A 20,570-nucleotide genomic window follows, 5' to 3' on the forward strand; every position below is an offset into this window, starting at 1 on the left:
TTTTAACAGCGACCGCCGCAAGCGGTCTGGACTCTCCATATTCACAGCACATTTCCTTGTACGGTTATGATAACCCTGTTCTGACTGAGATCAGGGTTTCCAGGCGACAGGCCCGGAGATCCGCAGCATAAGCCGCAGATCCTGCGAAATTTGTGAGCGCCATCACTTCTGTAATCGCACAGGCACAAATGAATCAAGCTCCAGACTCAAGGCAAAAAAAAACCCCCTGCCGAAGCAGAGGGTTTTCTCAGAAAAAACGATTCTTATTACAGAACAGCTTTCTCAATTACGCGAACCAGGGTCCAGGATTTAGTCTTGGACAGTGGACGGCATTCGCGGATTTCTACCACGTCACCAATTCCACATTCATTGTTCTCGTCATGGATGTGCAGCTTAGTCGTACGCTTAATGAATTTGCCGTAGATCGGGTGTTTCACGAAACGTTCGATAGCAACAACTGCAGATTTCTGCATTTTGTCACTTACTACACGACCCTGCAGAGTACGGATTTTATCGGTCATTACGAACCCGCCTTCTCAGTCAGTAAAGTCTTAACGCGTGCAACATCACGGCGCACTTGCTTCAGCAGATGAGTCTGCTGTAGTTGGCCAGATGCTGCCTGCATGCGCAGGTTAAATTGCTCACGCAGCAGATTAAGCAGCTCAGTGTTCAGCTCTTCAACGCTTTTTTCACGCAGCTCTGTTGCTTTCATTACATCACCGTCTTAGTTACAAAGGTGGTTTTGATAGGCAGTTTTGCTGCTGCCAGCTTGAATGCTTCACGGGCCAGCTCTTCTGGTACGCCGTCCATTTCATACAGGACTTTACCAGGCTGGATCAGGGCAACCCAATACTCCACGTTACCCTTACCTTTACCCATACGCACTTCCAGCGGCTTCTCGGTGATCGGTTTGTCCGGGAATACTCGGATCCAGATCTTACCTTGACGCTTAACTGCACGGGTCATAGCACGACGTGCTGCTTCGATCTGACGAGCAGTCAGACGACCACGGCCAACAGCTTTCAGACCGAAAGTACCGAAGCTGACATCCGTACCCGCAGCCAGACCGCGGTTACGGCCTTTGTGCACCTTACGGAATTTCGTACGCTTTGGTTGTAACATCAGCGACTCTCCTTACTTACGGCCTTTACGCTGCTGCTTTTTAGGTTGAGCAGCCGGTTCCGGTTGTTCAACAGCAGCCATACCACCCAGGATCTCACCTTTGAAGATCCATACCTTAACGCCGATTACACCATAAGTGGTGTGCGCTTCAGAGGTGTTGTAGTCAATGTCAGCACGCAGTGTGTGCAATGGCACGCGACCTTCACGATACCATTCGGTACGTGCGATCTCGGCGCCACCCAGACGGCCGCTAACTTCGACTTTAATACCCTTCGCGCCAAGACGCATGGCGTTCTGAACTGCACGCTTCATAGCACGACGGAACATCACACGACGCTCCAGCTGTGAAGTGATGCTGTCAGCTACCAGTTTCGCGTCCAGTTCCGGCTTGCGGACTTCGGCGATATTGATCTGTGCAGGAACGCCAGCGATATTCGCGACGACCGTGCGCAGTTTTTCTACATCTTCGCCTTTCTTACCGATAACGATGCCCGGACGAGCGGTGTGAATAGTCACACGGATGCTCTTCGCTGGACGCTCGATAACGATACGAGAGACAGATGCTTTAGCCAGTTCTTTAGTCAAAAACTGACGTACTTTAAAGTCGCTGTCCAGGTTGTCAGCGAATTCTTTGGTGTTCGCAAACCAGGTAGAGTTCCATGGTTTTACAATACCCAGGCGAATACCATTAGGATGTACTTTCTGACCCATTGCTAGTCTCCAGAGTCTCAGCGATCGGACACAACCACAGTAATGTGGCTGGTGCGCTTCAGGATGCGATCTGCACGACCTTTGGCACGCGGCATAATGCGTTTCATGGTCGGACCTTCATCAACGAAAATTTTCGTGATTTTCAGATCGTCGATATCAGCGCCATCGTTGTGTTCGGCGTTAGCAATGGCAGATTCCAGAACTTTTTTGACCAGTACAGCCGCTTTCTTATTGGTGTAGGTCAAAATGTCCAGTGCCTGCGACACTTTCTTACCGCGAATCAGGTCAGCAACAAGGCGAACCTTCTGAGCAGAAGAACGAGCGTGGCGATGTTGAGCTAAAGTTTCCATCTCTTCCTCCTACTTATTTCTTCTTGGCTTTTTTATCAGCCGCGTGACCGCGATAAGTACGTGTCGGCGCGAATTCACCCAGCTTGTGACCAACCATTTCGTCGGAAACAAAGACAGGAACGTGCTGACGACCATTATGGACAGCGATGGTCAAACCGATCATGTTAGGAAAGATCGTTGAACGACGGGACCAAGTGCGCAAAGGCTTCTTGTCACCGCTTTCCACCGCTTTCTCTACCTTCTTCAGCAAGTGCAGGTCAATAAAAGGACCTTTCTTGAGAGAACGTGGCATGGCTTATCCTCTAATATTATTTGCTACGGCGACGTACGATAAACTTATCGGTACGCTTGTTGCTACGGGTCTTCTTACCTTTGGTCTGAACGCCCCACGGAGTGACCGGGTGCTTACCAAAGTTACGACCTTCACCACCACCGTGCGGGTGATCAACTGGGTTCATCGCGGTACCACGAACGGTCGGACGAACACCACGCCAACGGGCTGCACCAGCTTTACCCAGAACGCGCAGCATATGCTCAGCGTTGCCGACTTCGCCCAGTGTTGCGCGGCAGTCAGATTCGACTTTACGCATTTCACCAGAACGCAGACGCAGGGTAACGTAAGAACCTTCACGCGCAACGATCTGCACGTAAGCACCGGCTGAGCGAGCAATCTGACCGCCTTTGCCTGGTTTCATTTCTACGTTATGCACAGTAGAACCCACCGGGATGTTACGCATCGGCAGAGTGTTACCTGCTTTGATCGCAGCATCAACGCCAGATTGGATCTGGTCGCCGGCTTTCAGGCCTTTAGGGGCCAGGATATAACGGCGCTCGCCGTCTTTGTACAGAACCAGTGCGATGTTCGCAGAGCGGTTCGGATCGTACTCAAGACGTTCAACAACTGCCGGGATACCATCTTTGTTGCGTTTGAAGTCAACCAGACGGTAAGCCTGCTTATGACCACCACCGATGTGACGGGTAGTGATACGACCATTGTTGTTACGGCCACCGGATTTGCTGTTTTTTTCTACCAGCGGGGCAAATGGTTTGCCCTTGTGCAGCTCCGCGTTTACCACTTTAACTACATGGCGACGACCCGGAGATGTCGGTTTACATTTAACAACTGCCATTGTCTTTCTCCTCCGACTTACTCAGCGCCGCCAGCGAAGTCCAGATTCTGGCCTTCTTTCAGGGTGACGTAAGCTTTTTTCCAGTCGCTACGACGACCGATACGCTGTCCGTGACGCTTAACTTTACCCTTAACAACCAGGGTGTTTACGTCTTTAACTTCTACTTCGAACAGTTTCTCAACAGCAGCAACGATCTCTGCTTTGGTCGCGTCATTAGCAACTTTGAGAACGATGGTATTGGTTTTTTCCATCGCGCTAGATGCTTTTTCAGATACGTGCGGCGCGCGCAGTACTTTCAGCAGACGTTCTTCACGGATCATGCCAGCATCTCCTCAACTTGCTTAACTGCATCAGCAGTCATAACGACTTTGTCGAAGGCGATCAGGCTAACTGGGTCGATACCTGATGCATCACGCACGTCTACCTTGTACAGGTTACGCGCAGCCAGGAACAGATTCTCATCCAGTTCGCCAGTGATGATCAGCACGTCTTCCAGCGCCATGTCTTTCAGTTTCTGTACCAGCAGCTTGGTTTTCGGTGCTTCTACAGCAAATGATTCGACAACGATCAGACGATCTTGACGTACCAGCTCGGACAGGATGCTTTTCAGCGCGCCGCGGTACATCTTTTTGTTAACTTTTTGACTGTGGTCCTGCGGCTTCGCAGCAAAGGTCACGCCACCTGAACGCCAGATTGGGCTCTTTACAGAACCTGCACGCGCACGGCCGGTGCCTTTTTGACGCCATGGCTTTTTGCCTGAACCAGTTACTTCAGCACGCGTTTTCTGCGCACGAGTACCCTGGCGGGCGCCAGATGCGTAAGCAACAACAACCTGGTGAACCAGCGCTTCGTTGAAATCACGACCGAAGGTAGTTTCGGAAACAGTCAGCGCGCTCTGCGCGTCTTTCAATACTAATTCCATTGCTATCCCCTTACGCCTTCACAGCTGGTTTAACGATCAGGTCGCTACCGGTTGCACCGGGAACTGCACCTTTAACCAGCAGCAGGTTGCGCTCAGCGTCAACACGTACTACGTCCAGACTCTGAACGGTTACGCGCTCATTACCCAGCTGACCTGCCATTTTCTTGCCTTTGAACACTTTGCCCGGAGTCTGGTTCTGACCGATTGAACCCGGAACGCGGTGAGACAAGGAGTTACCGTGAGTCGCGTCCTGGGTACGGAAGTTCCAGCGCTTAACGGTACCGGCGAAACCTTTACCTTTAGAGGTACCGGTTACGTCAACTTTTTTAACTTCAGCGAAAATCTCAACGCTGATGCTCTGACCTACAGAGTATTCTTCACCTTCAGCGGTGCGGAATTCCCACAGGCCACGGCCAGCTTCAACGCCAGCTTTAGCAAAATGACCAGCTTCAGGTTTGGTCACACGGTTTGCTTTTTTAGCACCGGTGGTAACCTGAATTGCCTGGTAACCATCGTTTTCCAGGCCTTTGACCTGAGTAACGCGGTTCGCTTCAACTTCGATTACGGTGACGGGGATAGAAACGCCATCTTCAGTGAAGATGCGGGTCATGCCCACTTTTTTACCGACTAAACCAATCATTGTTTCAACCTCTCAATCGCTCGATGACCTGATTAACCCAGGCTGATCTGCACGTCAACACCGGCAGCCAGATCCAGACGCATCAGAGCATCAACGGTTTTTTCAGTTGGCTCAACGATGTCTACCAGACGCTTGTGAGTGCGGATTTCGTACTGATCACGCGCATCTTTGTTAACGTGCGGAGAGATCAGAACGGTAAAGCGCTCTTTGCGGGTTGGCAGCGGGATCGGACCACGAACCTGCGCACCAGTGCGCTTGGCGGTCTCAACGATTTCCGCGGTTGATTGATCGATCAGACGATGATCAAACGCTTTAAGACGGATACGGATTCTTTGGTTCTGCATGAGACCAGAGCTCCAAACTTTTTATAGACGAAAAAAATTACTACTCGAGCCCATTACGATTGATGGGAGAGTGTAATCGTTCAGCATATAACTCCCCAATTGGGAGTATTGTCAGGCGGCCTAAAATTCTGCCGTCTGCGATTCTGCTCGAATCGCGCCTGCAATATCTGCAGGCCCGCGCATTATACGTAAATCTGCTCAGGAAGCAACCCGTGTTGCCCTTTTCCCTAGGATTATCGCCGGATGTTTTTCGATCGGCCTCGCACTGCCCTCTCCTCTTCGTCTCTGTTTCACTCTTTTACTGCGCGCCATTTCCCGATAAGACGATCGGCGCCATGACAGGCAAGCGAATTACGCGCAGAGTCCCGCCAGACCTTTTATTCCACTCAGGAACCGCTATGAACTCGCTTCAGATGGCGATTAACGCCGTTACCCTTATCGCTGGCGGTGCATTAGGCAGCTTTATCGCGCTGGCCTCTCATCGCTACTCACCCGCTTTCTCGCCTGCCCGCTGGTTTGGCGCACTCTGCTCACCCGGCTCGCAGTGTGACTGCTGCCAGCATCGGCTCCTGTGGCGCGACAGCTTACCGCTGATAAGCTGGCCAGCCTTAAAGGGTAGATGCCGCTTCTGCCGTCAGCCTGTTAGCCCGTGCAGCCTGATGACAGAGATGCTGATCGCCCTGCTCTGCCTGCTGGCACTCAATACGTTTACGCAGATAACGAACTGCCTGTTCATTATTGCCTGCTCTTGCCTGCTGCTGTTGCTGGCCGCGATTGACCTTCGGCATCTCTGTCTGCCTGACCCGCTCAACGCTATGCTGCTCTGGCTGGGTTTAACCCATGCGATGACGACGGGATCTGAAGCGACAGCGATTGCAGGTGGCCTGACAGGCTATTGCTCGCTTTGGCTGCTGGGCTGGGGCTATCGGTTGTATCGAAGACGTGACGGGCTGGGATATGGCGACATGAAGCTGTTTGCGGCGCTGGGTAGCTGTTGTGGCTGGCAGGCATTACCCTGGATAGCCGTGGGAGCGACATCGCTGGCACTGGGGTGTGTGGTGATTGGGTATTGGCGTGGATCTAAAGCGTTAAGTAACAGCCCGCTGCCGTTTGGCCCATTCCTGGCCATCGCGGGCTGGGTGATGATTGTGCTTCAGACGCGCTTTACTCTTCTTTGATCTGCGCCTGCAGATAGTTCTGGATCCCCATTTTCCGGATAAGCTCAAGTTCGGTTTCGATCCAGTCGATATGGTGTTCCTCATCGGCGAGGATTTCTATCATCATGTCACGACTGACGTAGTCATGAACTTTGTCTGCATAGGAGATCGCTTCACGCAGATCTTTTGCCCCTTCCAGCTCCAGCGCAAGATCGGAACCCAGCATCTCTTCAACATCTTCACCAATGCGAAGCCGGCCTAAGTCCTGCAGGTTGGGAATGCCTTCCAGAAAAAGAATGCGTTCAATGTACTTGTCGGCATGCTTCATCTCATCGATCGATTCGTGGTATTCGACATCGTTGAGGCGTGTCAGCCCCCAGTTTTTGAACATCCGTGCATGCAAAAAGTACTGATTGATGGCAACCAGCTCATTTCCAAGCAGTTTATTGAGATGACTGATAACTTTTATGTCGCCCTTCATTGTTAACCCTCCGCGTCCGGTTTATTAGAGCGTAGATGCGGTTAAAAAGAAGTCAAAAAAACGCGACAAATAATGTGGTTATTCACACAGAGAACAGATTGCCCGATGCTCAGGCAATCTCTTTATACATCGGGGCATGCTGCATCTCTTCGTTCATGATTTCACGCGCAGCGCGAATACATTTACCACACTGCTTGCCAACCGGAACAAGTTGACGAAGCTGCTGGATAGATTTGGGCTGATAGCGGCGTACAACTTCACGAAGGGTTTTATCACTTACGGCATTACACAGGCAGACGTACATTGACTCATCACTCAGGTACATTTTCTGTACACAGTGTAAATGCGAATCGTTTTTATTTCAAACCCAGCCTTTGTGGGGACTTACCCTTGCCTTTTCGGCCGACAAAAAAAAGAGCACCGAAGTGCTCTTTTATTCTGTTGCAGTGGCCGTTTACACGACCACAGCAGATATCACAATTAAGCGATAACTTTAGCAACAACACCCGCGCCAACGGTACGGCCGCCTTCGCGGATTGCGAAGCGCAGACCTTCGTCCATAGCGATTGGGTGGATCAGGGTAACAACCATTTTGATGTTGTCGCCTGGCATTACCATTTCCACGCCTTCTGGCAGCTCTACTGAGCCAGTTACGTCAGTTGTACGGAAGTAGAACTGAGGACGGTAACCTTTGAAGAACGGAGTATGGCGGCCACCTTCGTCTTTAGACAGAACGTAAACTTCTGACTCGAACTGGGTGTGTGGCTTGATGCTGCCTGGCTTAGCCAGAACCTGGCCACGCTGGATGTCTTCACGCTTGATACCGCGCAGCAGAACACCACAGTTTTCGCCTGCCTGACCCTGGTCCAGCAGCTTACGGAACATCTCAACACCGGTACAGGTTGATTTCGCAGTATCTTTGATACCTACGATTTCAACTTCGTCGCCGACTTTAACGATGCCGCGCTCAACACGACCGGTAACAACAGTACCACGGCCAGAGATTGAGAATACGTCTTCGATTGGCAGCAGGAACGGCATATCGATCGCACGCTGTGGTTCTGGGATGTAGTTATCCAGATGCTCAGCCAGTTCGATGATTTTCGCTTCCCACTCAGCTTCGCCTTCCAGCGCTTTCAGTGCAGAACCACGAACGATTGGAGTATCGTCGCCTGGGAAGTCATAAGCTGACAGCAGGTCACGAACTTCCATCTCAACCAGTTCCAGCAGCTCTTCATCATCAACCATGTCACACTTGTTCAGGAACACGATGATGTAAGGAACGCCAACCTGACGACCCAGCAGGATGTGCTCACGGGTCTGTGGCATTGGGCCATCAGTCGCAGCAACAACCAGGATCGCGCCGTCCATCTGCGCAGCACCGGTGATCATGTTTTTCACATAGTCGGCGTGGCCTGGGCAGTCAACGTGTGCGTAGTGACGAGTCGGGGTTTCATACTCAACGTGTGAAGTGTTGATGGTGATACCACGTGCTTTCTCTTCTGGTGCGTTATCGATCTGATCGAATGCACGCGCCTGGCCGCCGTAAGTTTTAGACAGTACGGTGGTGATAGCTGCAGTCAGGGTGGTTTTACCGTGGTCGACGTGACCGATGGTGCCCACGTTTACGTGCAGTTTGTTACGCTGAAATTGCTCTTTCGCCATGGCGATAATTCCTTACGTTGTGCCTTCACCATCTGGGTGAAGGCATCAGTTCAAATTTAAACCGTAGCTTATTTGCTACGAGCTTCAATAACGGCCTGCGCTACGTTGTTTGGCGCATCGTCATACTTCAGGAACTCCATGGAGTAAGAAGCACGACCTTTGGTCAGAGAACGCAGCTGAGTTGCGTATCCGAACATCTCAGACAACGGAACTTCAGCGTGAATCTGAACGCCAGTAGCGTTAGATTCCTGCCCTTTGAGCATACCACGACGACGGCTAAGGTCACCGATGACATCACCCGTGTTCTCTTCTGGCGTTTCAACTTCAACCTTCATGATAGGTTCAAGCAGAACAGGTGTCGCTTGTTTAAAGCCTTGTTTGAAGGCAAGAGACGCGGCCAGTTTAAACGCCAGTTCTGAGGAGTCGACATCGTGGTAAGAACCGAAGTGCAGACGCACGCCCAGATCCACAACCGGGTAACCAGCCAGAGGGCCTGATTTCAGCTGCTCCTGGATACCTTTGTCAACCGCAGGGATGTATTCACCAGGAATCACACCACCTTTGATGTCGTTGACAAATTCGTAGCCTTTCGGGTTCGAACCTGGCTCCAGTGGGTACATGTCGATAACAACATGACCATACTGACCACGACCACCAGACTGCTTGGCATGTTTACCTTCAACATCGGTAACTTTGGTGCGAATCGCTTCACGGTAAGCAACCTGTGGTTTACCCACGTTTGCTTCAACGTTGAACTCACGCTTCATACGGTCAACGATGATGTCGAGGTGCAATTCACCCATACCGGCGATGATGGTCTGGTTAGATTCTTCATCAGTCCATACGCGGAATGATGGGTCTTCTTTTGCCAGACGGCCCAGAGCCAGACCCATTTTTTCCTGGTCAGCTTTGGTTTTTGGCTCAACGGCGATAGAGATTACCGGCTCCGGGAACTCCATGCGCTCAAGGATGATGACGTTATCTGGGTCACACAGGGTGTCACCAGTGGTCACATCTTTCAGGCCGATCGCAGCTGCGATATCGCCCGCACGAACTTCTTTAATCTCTTCACGCTTGTTAGCGTGCATCTGAACGATACGGCCCAGACGCTCACGGTTTGACTTAACCGGGTTGAACACGGTGTCACCCGTGTTAACAACACCAGAGTAAACGCGGAAGAAGGTTAAGTTACCCACGAACGGGTCGGTAGCGATTTTGAACGCCAGTGCAGCAAACGGCTCGTTGTCATCAGAGTGACGAACAGCCGGCGTGTCTTTACCGTCGTCCAGCATACCGTTGATCGCGGTAACGTCAGTCGGTGCTGGCAGATATTCAACAACTGCATCCAGCATCGCCTGAACACCTTTGTTCTTAAATGCAGAACCACAGGTTACCAGGATAATTTCGTTGTTCAGAACACGCTTACGCAGAGATGTTTTGATCTCTTCTTCAGTCAGTTCTTCACCACCGAAGAATTTCTCCATCAGCTCATCAGAGCCTTCAGCAGCGGCTTCAACCAGCTTCGCGTGCCATTCTTCAGCCAGTTCCTGCATATCAGCTGGAATATCTTCGTAGTCGAAGGTTACACCCTGATCTGCGTCGTTCCAGTTGATTGCTTTCATTTTCACCAGGTCAACAACACCAGTGAATTTCTCTTCTGCGCCGATAGCCAGCTGCAGAGGAACTGGAGTTGCACCCAGACGAACTTCCATCTGGTTAACAACTTTCAGGAAGTTAGCACCCATGCGGTCCATTTTGTTAACGAACGCAATGCGTGGAACTTTATATTTGTTAGCCTGACGCCATACGGTCTCAGACTGTGGCTGAACGCCACCAACTGCACAGTAAACCATTACCGCGCCATCAAGCACACGCATAGAACGTTCAACTTCGATGGTGAAGTCAACGTGTCCTGGGGTGTCGATGATGTTGATGTGGTGTGGTTCAAACTGCTTGGCCATACCAGACCAGTAACAGGTGGTCGCAGCGGAAGTGATGGTAATACCACGTTCCTGTTCCTGCTCCATCCAGTCCATGGTTGCTGCGCCGTCATGTACTTCACCGATTTTGTGGTTTACACCGGTGTAGAACAGAACGCGTTCGGTAGTGGTAGTCTTACCGGCGTCGATGTGCGCACTGATACCGATATTACGGTAGCGAGCAATGGGTGTTTTACGAGCCATTTGATTCCTCTGATTCTCGGACGTTCAAGGTAAGTCGACCCCAGCGGGTTGGCTGATTGAGCGCCCGCTGGTTTAACATCTACGTGGTGATTACCAACGGTAGTGTGCGAACGCCTTGTTGGCTTCTGCCATGCGGTGAACGTCTTCACGTTTCTTAACTGCTGTACCTTTGTTCTCTGCAGCATCAGAAAGTTCGTTCGCCAGGCGAAGAGCCATTGATTTATCACCGCGTTTACGAGCAGCATCTACGATCCAGCGCATTGCCAGAGCATTACGACGAACCGGACGGACTTCAACTGGTACCTGATAAGTAGAACCACCAACGCGACGTGACTTAACTTCGACAGTCGGACGCACGTTTTCCAGGGCTACTTCAAAAGATTCCAGCGCGTTTTTACCTGAACGCTGAGCCAGGGTCTCAAGCGCGGTATAAACGATTGATTCTGCAGTAGATTTTTTACCATCTACCATCAGGATATTTACAAATTTGGCCAGCAGCTCTGATCCGAACTTAGGATCTGGCAGAATTTTACGCTGACCAATGACGCGACGACGTGGCATGGAAATACTCCGTTGTTAATTCAGGATTGTCCAAAACTCTATGAGTTTATTTTGACATTTAATTTAAAACGTTTGGCCTTACTTAACGGAGAACCATTAAGCCTTTGGCTTCTTCACGCCGTACTTGGAGCGAGCCTGCTTACGGTCTTTAACACCTGAGCAGTCAAGCGCGCCACGAACGGTGTGGTAACGCACACCTGGCAGGTCTTTTACACGACCGCCACGGATCAGGATCACGGAGTGTTCCTGCAGGTTGTGACCTTCACCACCAATGTAGGAGGTAACTTCAAAACCGTTAGTCAAACGCACACGGCAAACTTTACGCAGTGCTGAGTTTGGTTTTTTAGGAGTGGTGGTGTACACACGAGTACAAACGCCACGTTTTTGCGGGCAAGCTTCCAGCGCCGGCACGTTGCTCTTTGCAACTTTGCGGACGCGTGGTTTGCGAACCAGCTGGTTAACTGTTGCCATTAAATAGCTCCTGGATTTGCTTTTGCTTCGTAAACACGTAATAAATCGCCTCGTAGAATTACGAGGAGGCAGAATTTTAGGGCTGCGTCAAAAGGGTGTCAAGAAATAACCAGGTTTTAGACGATTACCAGGTCATTTGTTGTGGATGCTTTACCGTCAGTGCGACGAAACCAGTATAGTCCACCGGACGCACATTGGTTGAAATTTGTCCAGCCAGGCCGCGGGCGCGAACATCTTCTTCCAGCACCCACAGTGCTGCCGCACAGGCTGAAAGCTGTTGCAGCGCCCGGCTTCCGGCTAAAGCGGCAAGCACGCCATCCTGCAACAGCAGTATGTCGTCATCCGCGCCAGCCATTAACAGCAGCGTCTCAAGATCGCTGTAGGCCGGTGAATGCAGGAGCGTGTGCAGCATGAAAAGCCTCTAAAAGGTAAGAATGCGATCGTAACCGGCCAGTGTCTGACGCAGTTCCAGCGCAGACAATAGCGTAACATCCATTACCCGGTCGGCGTCAACCTGCATTCCACGCGCGGCCAGCGACGCCCGACAGAGATAGCAGTGATCGATGTCATACAGCGCCAGCACGCCAAAGGTCGGCGCATAGTGACGACTGGCAATCGCGTCGGGCTGCTGCTGTGAATTGAGCTGCAGCACGCCATCGCCAATGAAAAATAATCCGATATCCTCGCTCAGCGCACCGGTTGCCAGCGCGGCATCCAGCCCTTCACGTCCTGCGCTGCTGCCATGCGGTGCGCGGGTAAAGACAAAAGCCACTCTATTCATCAGAATTGCACCAGACGTTCGCAGCCTAACGCGGCTTCGGCCAGCGCACCCAGCCCGCTCAGCGTAAAGCCGGGCTGGAGATTACTGCCGGGCAGTTGCAGGCGAGCCGCCTCCTGTTCATCCGTCACGCCACGACGCAGCGCAGCCGCCACACAGATATTAAGCGCCACGCCCTGCTGCTGATGCAGTGCCTGCCAGGCCCGAACCACATCATATTCATCACTGGCCGGTGCGGTCAGCTGGTTTGCATTCAGCACGCCTTCGCGATAGAAGAAGACGCTCTCAAGCTGATGACCTTCCGCCAGCAGCGCGTGGGCAAACAGCAAGGCACTGGTCGCCTGCTGCGTGCCGTAAGCCGGACCGGTAACCAGTAAGGTGTAGCGCATTACCGATCCTGCCCCTGAAAATCGCCGTTTTTGAACTGGCGAATGTAGAGATAGACCGTGTGCTTCGAAATGTTGAGCCGATCGGCAACCTGGTTAATTGCATCTTTAATATCGAAGATGCCCTTCTCATACAGATTCAGCACAATCTGGCGATTCTTGGCGTTGTTGGATACATTGCGGTCAGCGCTGACCTCTTCAATCGTGAACTCCAGCGTCTGCATCACCAGGTCATCAACGGAACTGGCAAAGTTGACGCTGGAGTCAACCTGCTGCATCTCCGGCGGCATAAAGGTCGACATAATCTGAGAGAACGGCACATCCAGGTTCATGTTGATACAGAGCAGGCCAATCACCCGCTGCTGCCGGTTACGGATCGCAATAGTGACCGACTTCATCAGCACGCCGCTTTTGGCGCGGGTAAAGTAGGCGCGCGAGACGTTACTGTCGGCGCCGTGCATGTCATGTAACATCCGCAACGCCAGGTCGGTAATCGGCGATCCCACCTTACGGCCGGTGTGCTCACCATTGGCAATACGCACCGCGGAACATTTCAGATCTTCCAGCGAGTGCAGGACAATTTCACAGTGTGAACCGATCAGCATCGCCAGACCATCGACGACAGCCTCGTATGATTTCAGAATATCGTAATCTGTTTGCTCGAACGGGCGCTGCTCCAGCAGATCGAAGTCGCTCAGTTCACCGGGATTGAATGGATTAGACATTGAAGAGATCACCCTGAATGGCTGGAGCCTGTCACAGCGGCTTATGGGCAGACTCAATATTGGGATAATTAGGCAGGCGCTAGTCTGGCAAATGTCGTCGGCTTATGCCAGTGGTTTGTCATGACGCAGAAATGAAACCGCCGCCCGAAGGCGGCGGTGAGCAGATTACTGTGCTTTTTTCGCGTCAGCAGCAGGTGCCTGCGCTTTTTCGTCTGCTTTAGGGGCCGGTTTGATATCAAGCAGCTCGACATCAAACACCAGCGTGGAGTTAGCCGGGATACCCGGAACGCCATTTTTGCCGTAAGCCAGCTGTGGTGGGATCACCAGCTTAATCTTACCGCCTTTCTTCACATGCTTCAGACCTTCAGTCCAGCCCGGAATCACACCATCCAGACGGAAGGAGAGCGGCTCACCACGGGTATAGGAGTTATCGAACTCGGTACCGTCGATCAGCGTACCTTTGTAGTTCACAACAACCGTATCGCTATCGGTAGGGGCGTCGCCGGTCCCTTCTTTCTCGACTTTATACAGCAGGCCGCTTTCGGTTTTCTTCACGCCGCTCTCTTTCGCGAATTTGGTTGCGTAAGCGTCACCCTTTTCGGCGTTCTCTTTCGCATCTTTTTCCATTTTCGCGGAAGCTGCGCCTTTCACGCGGCCTTCAAACGCCTGCAGCGTCTGCTCGATCTCTTCATCAGAGAGCTTGCTCTTGCCGCCAAACGCATCCTGAACACCGGCAATCAGCTGTTGCTTATCCAGTTTGATGCCCAGTTTTTCCTGTTCCTTCAGGGAGTTGTCCATGTAGCGACCCAGCGAGGCACCCAGCGCGTAGGCAGATTGCTGGTCTTCATCTTTGAAGGCAGCATTTTTCGGTGCCTGAGGAGCAGACTGTGGCGCAGCAGCCGTTGCCGGTGCAGCAGCCGTTTCTGCCGCCATGGTCAGCGGAGCATTCAGCGCAACGGCCATAGTGGTAGCTAACAATGTGACTTTAAACAGTGATTTCATCCATTCTCCAAAACCGAAGCGTCTAACCTCGGGAATCATTGCGGACTTCAGAGTCCACACTATAACTTTACGTGGCAGTGGCGAACACTACCACAATGTAATTACCCGGTTAACCTCCGACCTTTTTTGCATCAGGAAGTTTCATCAGAGATGATGCCGCGCTGCGCTTTTTCAAGCGAGACGCCGCAGATAGTTTAAAAATCAGGTGATTCTTTGCTGCCAGGCCGTAGAATCACGCCCGAGTCGCACCTTAACAGAGGAACAGGTCATGCAACAATCTGAGTGGGAACAGCGTCTGGAGACGTTAGAGAGCAAACTGGCCTTTCAGGAGATGACCATTGAGCAGTTGAACAGCGCAGTGGTTCAGCACGAACTGGAGATGAATAAGATGCGTGAGCAGATGCGTATTCTGACTGACAAGCTCAAAGCTAATGCGCCGTCGATGGTCGCGTCACAGTCTGAAGAGACGCCGCCGCCGCACTATTAATTTGCCGCCGGCGCATCCTGACAGGTAAACCCGTGCGCTGCAGCCAAAAGAAAGGCCACCCGAAGGTGGCCCTGAAGCGGATACTCAGACTTAGTGGCTGCAGCCACAACCGCCCGTACCGCAACCGCCTTTACCATGGTCGTGGTCATGGTCATGACCGTGATCATGGTCGTGGTCGTGGTCGTGATGATGGCCATCTGCACCGTGAACGTGACCATGGGCCAGTTCTTCCGGTGTGGCTTCACGAATCGCAACCACTTCAACGTTGAAGTTCAGGTTCTGACCCGCCAGCATGTGGTTACCATCAACCACGACGTGATCGTCTTCCACTTCGGTAATTTCTACCGGTACCGGGCCCTGATCGGTTTCTGCCAGGAAGCGCATGCCAACCTGCAGTTCGTCAACGCCCATAAAGACGTCTTTCGGTACACGCTGCACCAGGTTGTCATCGTACTGACCGTACGCGTCGTTCGCCGGGATATGCACGTCAAACTTGTCGCCTGCTACGTGGTTTTCCAGCGCATTTTCCAGACCAGAAATCAGGGAACCATGACCGTGCAGATAGTCTAACGGTGCACTCACCGGTGACTCGTCAACTAACACGCCGTCTTCTGTACGTACCTGATAGGCCAGGCTTACCACCAGGTCTTTTGCTACTTTCATGATATCTCCTAACCGTTGAGAGCTGAGATCCCGTCTCATTGGTCTATTCTTGCGTGCAATAACACCAACCAGAAAGGTTCGGGGCTGAGTGCAAGAGGGGTTAACCTTTTCTCTTGCGACCTCAGCGTTAATGGCGTCAATTGTAACGGAATTCAATCCCGCTGTAAGTTTAAGCTTAAAAAAAGCTGAGCCATTACGCTACTCAGGATGGAAAATTCCGATAACCTGCTCGTTAGTGCGAACCTTATCGCGCGCCTGCTTATCAGCCTCACGCATCTGGTGGCCGCACTTAACGCACTCCACCACATCGACATTGTTTTCACGCCACATCGCCAGCGTGTCTTTTTCCTGACAGTGCGGACAGGTCGCACCGGCAATAAAACGTTTACGCATGATATTTCGCCTGTTTAATCACGTTATTCATCATCATCCCAGCCATCCAGCTGCCGCTTCTCCTGCTGCATTTCCCGCTGGAAGATATCCTCCAGTTCACGCCGCGCTTCACGGACGCGTGAAACCTGCGCACTGTCAGTGAGATTCGGCATCAGCTCACGCAGCATACGCATATCCAGCCGACGGAAATGCTGCTGGGCGCGATGCGCCTGATGCGGATGCATGCCCAGTGACATCAAGGTCTTACGTCCCAGTTCCAGCGCGCTGGAGAAAGTCTCACGCGAGAACTGGGTGACCCCCGCCTGCAACAACTCGTGTGCTTCAACACGGCCACGGGCACGCGCCAGGATCTGCAGATGGGGAAAATGCTGCTGACATAAATGCACGATCGTCATCGCATCTTCAGGTTCGTTACAGGTAATCACGATCGACTGCGCGCTGGCGGCCCCGGCGGCGCGTAACAGTTCCAGTTCTGTCGCGTCGCCATAATAAACCTTATAGCCATATTTCCGCATCAGGCTGACGACGCTGATATCGCGCTCCAGTACGGTGATACGACTATGGTTCGCCATCAGCAAACGGCCCACGACCTGCCCGAATCGACCAAAGCCCACCACAATCACCTGCGGCTGATCGTCCTCGACGAACGGTTTTTCCGCCTCGTCGTCCGGCTCATTGAAACGGCGCGCCAGCAGGCGATCAATCCCCTGCATCAGCAGCGGCGTGGTCATCATCGACAGCGTCACCGTCACCAGCAGCATCGGCAGCTGATCGCCGGAAAACAGCTTCGCCGAGGCGGCGGCAGAAAACAGCACAAAGGCAAATTCGCCACCCTGGCTCAGTACCCCGGCAAACTGCTGGCGTTCGGAGCTGCGCAGACCGTAGACCCGCGCCAGCACATAGAGCACCAGCGTTTTTACCACCACCAGCGTCAGCACGCCGAGCAGGATGGTCATAATATGGGTATAGAGCACACCCAGGTTGAGCGCCATCCCCACCGAAATAAAGAACAGTCCAAGCAGCAGCCCTTTAAATGGATCGATGGCGACTTCCAGCTCGTGCCGATATTCACTCTCCGCCAGCAGGATCCCGGCGATGAAGGTCCCGAGCGCCATCGACAGGCCGAGCGCGTCCATAAACAGCGCCGAGCCCAGCACCAGCAACAGCGAGGCGGCGGTAAACACTTCGCGCACGCCGGAAGCCGCGATATAACGGAAGATCGGCCGTAACAGATAGCGGCCGCCCACCAGCATGCCGGCAAAGGCCAGCACCTTCATGCCAACCTTCATCCAGTCGATATGGCCGCTATCGGTGCCCGCCAGCAGCGGAATCAACGCCAGCGCCGGGATCACCGCGATATCCTGAAACAGCAGCACCGAAAAGCCGAGCTGGCCCGATTCGCTGCGGTTCATGCCTTTATCCATCATCAGCTGTAACGCCATGGCGGTAGAGGACATCGCCAGGCCTATCCCGCCAATCACCGCCGCCTGCCAGCTAAAGTCGGTCAGCCACAATAAGCCGCCCAGAATCGCCGCCGAGAAGATGACCTGTGCCGCGCCGACGCCAAAGATTGAACGACGCAGCGCCCACAGCTTGGCCGGATTCAGTTCCAGCCCGATGATAAACATCAGAAACACCACACCGAGCTCAGAGAAGTGCAGGATCTCATCAACGTCGCTGATAAACCCTAATCCCCACGGGCCGATGGCAATACCCGCCACCAGATAGCCCAGAACGGCACCAATACCGAGGCGAGCCGCCACCGGGACGATCAGTACCGCCGCCACCAGGTAGATTACCCCCGCGGTCAGCAGCGTTTGTCCTTCCATTTACACCCCTCCATTCGGCAGCGGTGCTGCCAGCCAGTCACCATAAGCGCGGGCATAATTTTTCATTAAATCGGGATTCTGACGGCGCGCCCAGTAGACCACCATCGGTGGCATCCAGTGCATGCGACACATCTGCGCCGTCAGTTCGAAAGGCCGCATAATGTCGTTCATCGAATAGCGATTCAGACCGTGGTGCTTAAAGGCGCTTTCCGGTTCGCCGGTGGTGACCACGCTGCGCCAGTATTTACCTTCCAGCGCATTGCCATCGACACCGTTGGCAAAGCCGCGTGACAGCACCCGATCCAGCCACTCTTTCAGCAGTGCCGGACAGCTGTAGGTATAGAGCGGATGCTGGAAAATGATCACCTCATGGTCGCGCAGCAGCTGTTGTTCATGATGAATGTCGATGAAAAAATCGGGATAGGCCGCGTAGAGATCGTGCACCGTGACATGTTCCAGTGCCTGAGCCGGCTGCAGTAAAATTCGATTGGCGATCGAATCCTGCGATTCCGGATGAGCATAAAGCAGCAAAACCCTGGGTGGTTGCGACATCCTTTCCCTCCAAAGCGTCGTCATTGGTGCGGTTTTCCGCTACCATGCACGACGCAGCAAAATCTCATTATGTTGCCAGTAAATTAACATATTCTGACGATACGGCGCTTACATGATTGTCTTCTCTGCCTTACAAATTCGCCGCGGCATCCGCGTTCTGCTCGATAACGCTACCGCTACCATCAATCCTGGCCAGAAGGTCGGTCTGGTGGGTAAAAACGGCTGTGGTAAATCCACGCTGCTGTCGCTGTTAAAAGGTGAGATCACCAGCGACGCCGGCTCCGTCACTTTTCCGTCCAACTGGGCGCTGGCCTGGGTTAATCAGGAGACGCCAGCGCTGGGTAAACCGGCCCTGGAGTATGTGATTGACGGGGACCGTGAGTATCGCCAGCTTGAGGCGGAACTGGCAGACGCTAACCAGCGCGACGACGGCAATGCCATTGCCCTGCTGCACGGCAAGCTCGATGCGGTACAGGCGTGGAGCATCCATGCGCGCGCCGCCAGCCTGCTGCACGGCCTGGGCTTCAGTCAGGAGCAGTTGCAGCGTCCGGTCAGCGACTTTTCCGGTGGCTGGCGTATGCGCCTTAACCTGGCGCAGGCGCTGATCTGCCGCTCCGATCTGCTGCTGCTTGATGAACCGACTAACCACCTCGATCTCGATGCGGTGATCTGGCTGGAGCGCTGGCTGAAAAGCTACGAAGGCACGCTGATCCTGATCTCCCATGACCGTGACTTCCTCGATCCGGTCATCGACAAAATTATCCATATCGAACAGGAATCGATGTTCGAATATACCGGCAACTACAGCTCCTTTGAGCGGCAGCGCGTCGCCAAGCTGGCTCAGCAGCAGTCGCTGTATGAGAGCCAGCAGGAGAAAGTGGCGCATTTACACAGCTACATTGATCGCTTCCGTGCTCAGGCCACCAAGGCGAAGCAGGCGCAGAGCCGCATCAAGATGCTGGAGCGCATGGAGCTGATCGCCCCTGCCCATGTCGATAACCCGTTCAAATTTACCTTCCGCAAGCCGGAGAACCTGCCTAATCCGCTTATAAAGATGGAGAGGGTCACGGCGGGTTATGGCGATCGTATTATTCTCGACGCCATCAAGCTCAACCTGGTCCCAGGCTCGCGCATCGGGCTGCTGGGACGTAACGGTGCCGGTAAATCGACCCTGATTAAGCTGCTGGCGGGTGAGCTGGAGGCGATGGAGGGCAAGATGGGGCTGGCGAAAGGGATCAAGCTCGGTTATTTCGCGCAGCATCAGCTGGAATACCTGCGGGCCGATGAGTCACCGCTGCAGCATCTGTCGCGCATTGCGCCAAACGTGCTGGAACAGCAGCTACGCGACTATCTCGGCGGCTTCGATTTCCGTGGCGATAAAGTCACTGAGATCACCGAGCGCTTCTCCGGCGGTGAGAAAGCGCGCCTGGTGCTGGCACTGATTGTCTGGCAGCGCCCTAACCTGCTGCTGCTCGATGAACCGACCAACCATCTCGATCTCGATATGCGTCAGGCGCTGACCGAAGCGCTGATCGATTTTGAAGGTGCGCTGGTGGTGGTCTCGCACGATCGCCATCTGTTACGTGCGACCACCGACGATCTCTATCTGGTGCATGATGGCAAAGTAGATGTGTTTGAGGGCGACCTCGAAGATTACCAGCAGTGGCTGAGCGATCTGCAGAAGCAGCAGGCGCAACAGGATGCCCCGCCAAAGCTGGATAACGGCAACAGCGCCCAGGCGCGTAAAGACCAGAAGCGCCGCGATGCGGAACTGCGAACCCAGACGCAGCCGCTGCGCAAAGAGATTGAGAAGCTGGAAAAACAGATGACTCAATGGCAAAAACAGCTGGCCGAAGCCGAAAATCAGCTGGCCGACAGCGCTATTTACGAGCAAAGCCGGAAAACGGATCTGACCGCCGCCCTGCAGCGCCAGGCGGAAAGTAAGTCCGCGCTGGAAGAGGTCGAAATGGCCTGGCTGGAAGCGCAGGAAAAACTAGAACAGATGCTGGCCAGTTAAA

At 53.2% G+C, this 20,570-nt stretch carries 29 protein-coding genes; 3 read left to right on the forward strand and 26 right to left on the reverse strand.

All coding sequences use genetic code 11. From position 1 onward, the window contains the following. Positions 1–266: 266 nt before the first annotated feature. From rpsQ to rpsJ, 11 genes are read right to left on the reverse strand one after another with little or no spacing between them, the layout of a single operon-like run. On the reverse strand, positions 267–521 hold the full coding sequence (gene rpsQ, locus WFK59_RS18025; protein ID WP_003850147.1) for a 30S ribosomal protein S17: 255 nt from the start codon (positions 519–521) through the stop codon (positions 267–269). After that, positions 521–712, reverse strand: coding sequence for a 50S ribosomal protein L29 (gene rpmC, locus WFK59_RS18030; RefSeq protein WP_003850146.1), 192 nt, complete (start codon positions 710–712; stop codon positions 521–523). The genes rpsQ and rpmC overlap by 1 nt, the downstream gene beginning before the upstream one ends. Further along, positions 712–1,122 carry a 50S ribosomal protein L16 gene (gene rplP, locus WFK59_RS18035; protein ID WP_008927134.1) on the reverse strand — a complete coding sequence of 137 codons (411 nt, stop codon included), beginning with the start codon at positions 1,120–1,122 and terminating at the stop codon, positions 712–714. Before rplP ends, rpmC begins: the two co-directional genes overlap by 1 nt. 12 nt (positions 1,123–1,134) lie before the next feature. After that, positions 1,135–1,833, reverse strand: coding sequence for a 30S ribosomal protein S3 (rpsC, locus tag WFK59_RS18040; RefSeq protein ID WP_009087585.1), 699 nt, complete (start codon positions 1,831–1,833; stop codon positions 1,135–1,137). A 17-nt stretch (positions 1,834–1,850) separates the two neighbouring features. Next, on the reverse strand, positions 1,851–2,183 hold the full coding sequence (rplV, locus tag WFK59_RS18045) for a 50S ribosomal protein L22 (protein WP_008927136.1): 333 nt from the start codon (positions 2,181–2,183) through the stop codon (positions 1,851–1,853). Positions 2,184–2,196: 13 nt separating this feature from the next. Next, positions 2,197–2,475 carry a 30S ribosomal protein S19 gene (gene rpsS / locus WFK59_RS18050; RefSeq protein ID WP_001138115.1) on the reverse strand — a complete coding sequence of 93 codons (279 nt, stop codon included), beginning with the start codon at positions 2,473–2,475 and terminating at the stop codon, positions 2,197–2,199. Between the two features lie 16 nt (positions 2,476–2,491). Continuing rightward, the gene (gene rplB, locus WFK59_RS18055) at positions 2,492–3,313 is read right to left on the reverse strand and encodes a 50S ribosomal protein L2 (protein ID WP_094121648.1); all 822 of its coding nucleotides are present in this window, start codon (positions 3,311–3,313) and stop codon (positions 2,492–2,494) included. Between the two features lie 17 nt (positions 3,314–3,330). Beyond that, positions 3,331–3,633 (reverse strand): 50S ribosomal protein L23, encoded by a 303-nt coding sequence (gene rplW, locus WFK59_RS18060; protein WP_094121649.1) that lies wholly within the window; start codon positions 3,631–3,633, stop codon positions 3,331–3,333. After that, on the reverse strand, positions 3,630–4,235 hold the full coding sequence (rplD, locus tag WFK59_RS18065; RefSeq protein WP_003850711.1) for a 50S ribosomal protein L4: 606 nt from the start codon (positions 4,233–4,235) through the stop codon (positions 3,630–3,632). Before rplD ends, rplW begins: the two co-directional genes overlap by 4 nt. 10 nt (positions 4,236–4,245) lie before the next feature. Then, positions 4,246–4,875 carry a 50S ribosomal protein L3 gene (gene rplC, locus WFK59_RS18070; protein ID WP_003850712.1) on the reverse strand — a complete coding sequence of 210 codons (630 nt, stop codon included), beginning with the start codon at positions 4,873–4,875 and terminating at the stop codon, positions 4,246–4,248. 32 nt (positions 4,876–4,907) lie between these two features. Beyond that, positions 4,908–5,219 carry a 30S ribosomal protein S10 gene (gene rpsJ, locus WFK59_RS18075; RefSeq protein ID WP_001181005.1) on the reverse strand — a complete coding sequence of 104 codons (312 nt, stop codon included), beginning with the start codon at positions 5,217–5,219 and terminating at the stop codon, positions 4,908–4,910. 398 nt (positions 5,220–5,617) lie between these two features. Here rpsJ and WFK59_RS18080 point away from each other — a divergent pair, with 398 nt between their 5' ends. Next, positions 5,618–6,397: a prepilin peptidase gene (locus WFK59_RS18080; RefSeq protein WP_336756704.1), complete on the forward strand. Its 780-nt coding sequence runs from the start codon at positions 5,618–5,620 to the stop codon at positions 6,395–6,397. Here WFK59_RS18080 and bfr read toward each other — a convergent pair. The 11 genes from bfr to fkpA form a co-directional block, all read right to left on the reverse strand. Then, the gene (gene bfr / locus WFK59_RS18085) at positions 6,384–6,857 is read right to left on the reverse strand and encodes a bacterioferritin (protein WP_094121650.1); all 474 of its coding nucleotides are present in this window, start codon (positions 6,855–6,857) and stop codon (positions 6,384–6,386) included. The genes WFK59_RS18080 and bfr overlap by 14 nt on opposite strands. A gap of 109 nt (positions 6,858–6,966) precedes the next feature. Next, positions 6,967–7,161 (reverse strand): bacterioferritin-associated ferredoxin, encoded by a 195-nt coding sequence (gene bfd / locus WFK59_RS18090; RefSeq protein ID WP_336756877.1) that lies wholly within the window; start codon positions 7,159–7,161, stop codon positions 6,967–6,969. A 176-nt stretch (positions 7,162–7,337) separates the two neighbouring features. Beyond that, the gene (gene tuf, locus WFK59_RS18095) at positions 7,338–8,522 is read right to left on the reverse strand and encodes an elongation factor Tu (RefSeq protein WP_105099977.1); all 1,185 of its coding nucleotides are present in this window, start codon (positions 8,520–8,522) and stop codon (positions 7,338–7,340) included. Positions 8,523–8,590: 68 nt separating this feature from the next. Further along, on the reverse strand, positions 8,591–10,705 hold the full coding sequence (fusA, locus tag WFK59_RS18100) for an elongation factor G (protein WP_031376823.1): 2,115 nt from the start codon (positions 10,703–10,705) through the stop codon (positions 8,591–8,593). A gap of 90 nt (positions 10,706–10,795) precedes the next feature. Next, positions 10,796–11,266 carry a 30S ribosomal protein S7 gene (gene rpsG / locus WFK59_RS18105; RefSeq protein WP_003852909.1) on the reverse strand — a complete coding sequence of 157 codons (471 nt, stop codon included), beginning with the start codon at positions 11,264–11,266 and terminating at the stop codon, positions 10,796–10,798. 96 nt (positions 11,267–11,362) lie between these two features. Further along, the gene (rpsL, locus tag WFK59_RS18110) at positions 11,363–11,737 is read right to left on the reverse strand and encodes a 30S ribosomal protein S12 (RefSeq protein ID WP_003852912.1); all 375 of its coding nucleotides are present in this window, start codon (positions 11,735–11,737) and stop codon (positions 11,363–11,365) included. A 124-nt stretch (positions 11,738–11,861) separates the two neighbouring features. Further along, a complete protein-coding gene (gene tusB, locus WFK59_RS18115) occupies positions 11,862–12,149 on the reverse strand; it encodes a sulfurtransferase complex subunit TusB (RefSeq protein ID WP_233986955.1) in 288 nt (95 codons plus the stop codon). A 9-nt stretch (positions 12,150–12,158) separates the two neighbouring features. After that, on the reverse strand, positions 12,159–12,518 hold the full coding sequence (tusC, locus tag WFK59_RS18120) for a sulfurtransferase complex subunit TusC (RefSeq protein WP_233986954.1): 360 nt from the start codon (positions 12,516–12,518) through the stop codon (positions 12,159–12,161). After that, positions 12,518–12,904: a sulfurtransferase complex subunit TusD gene (gene tusD, locus WFK59_RS18125; protein WP_336756708.1), complete on the reverse strand. Its 387-nt coding sequence runs from the start codon at positions 12,902–12,904 to the stop codon at positions 12,518–12,520. The genes tusC and tusD overlap by 1 nt, the downstream gene beginning before the upstream one ends. Next, positions 12,904–13,626, reverse strand: a complete 723-nt coding sequence (locus tag WFK59_RS18130; RefSeq protein ID WP_009087612.1) for a helix-turn-helix transcriptional regulator — start codon at positions 13,624–13,626, stop codon at positions 12,904–12,906. Before WFK59_RS18130 ends, tusD begins: the two co-directional genes overlap by 1 nt. Before the next feature lie 165 nt (positions 13,627–13,791). Beyond that, positions 13,792–14,628: an FKBP-type peptidyl-prolyl cis-trans isomerase gene (fkpA, locus tag WFK59_RS18135; protein ID WP_233986952.1), complete on the reverse strand. Its 837-nt coding sequence runs from the start codon at positions 14,626–14,628 to the stop codon at positions 13,792–13,794. A 268-nt stretch (positions 14,629–14,896) separates the two neighbouring features. On the opposite strand from fkpA, the gene WFK59_RS18140 reads away from it, so the two are divergent. Next, on the forward strand, positions 14,897–15,115 hold the full coding sequence (locus WFK59_RS18140; RefSeq protein WP_013359251.1) for a SlyX family protein: 219 nt from the start codon (positions 14,897–14,899) through the stop codon (positions 15,113–15,115). A 90-nt stretch (positions 15,116–15,205) separates the two neighbouring features. On the opposite strand, the gene slyD is transcribed toward WFK59_RS18140, so the two are convergent. From slyD to kefG, 4 genes are all read right to left on the reverse strand, one after another. Further along, positions 15,206–15,778 carry a peptidylprolyl isomerase gene (gene slyD, locus WFK59_RS18145; protein ID WP_336756710.1) on the reverse strand — a complete coding sequence of 191 codons (573 nt, stop codon included), beginning with the start codon at positions 15,776–15,778 and terminating at the stop codon, positions 15,206–15,208. Between the two features lie 198 nt (positions 15,779–15,976). Continuing rightward, entirely contained in the window at positions 15,977–16,171 is a 195-nt protein-coding gene (locus WFK59_RS18150; protein WP_233986950.1) for a YheV family putative zinc ribbon protein, read from the reverse strand. A 23-nt stretch (positions 16,172–16,194) separates the two neighbouring features. Then, positions 16,195–18,000 carry a glutathione-regulated potassium-efflux system protein KefB gene (kefB, locus tag WFK59_RS18155; RefSeq protein ID WP_233986949.1) on the reverse strand — a complete coding sequence of 602 codons (1,806 nt, stop codon included), beginning with the start codon at positions 17,998–18,000 and terminating at the stop codon, positions 16,195–16,197. Next, on the reverse strand, positions 18,001–18,552 hold the full coding sequence (gene kefG, locus WFK59_RS18160) for a glutathione-regulated potassium-efflux system ancillary protein KefG (RefSeq protein ID WP_233986948.1): 552 nt from the start codon (positions 18,550–18,552) through the stop codon (positions 18,001–18,003). Between the two features lie 112 nt (positions 18,553–18,664). On the opposite strand from kefG, the gene WFK59_RS18165 reads away from it, so the two are divergent. Beyond that, the gene (locus WFK59_RS18165; protein WP_336756714.1) at positions 18,665–20,569 is read left to right on the forward strand and encodes an ABC transporter ATP-binding protein; all 1,905 of its coding nucleotides are present in this window, start codon (positions 18,665–18,667) and stop codon (positions 20,567–20,569) included. Position 20,570: the final 1 nt, after the last annotated feature.

This window comes from Pantoea sp. USHLN298 (assembly GCF_037149395.1).
GTDB lineage: Bacteria > Pseudomonadota > Gammaproteobacteria > Enterobacterales > Enterobacteriaceae > Pantoea > Pantoea astica.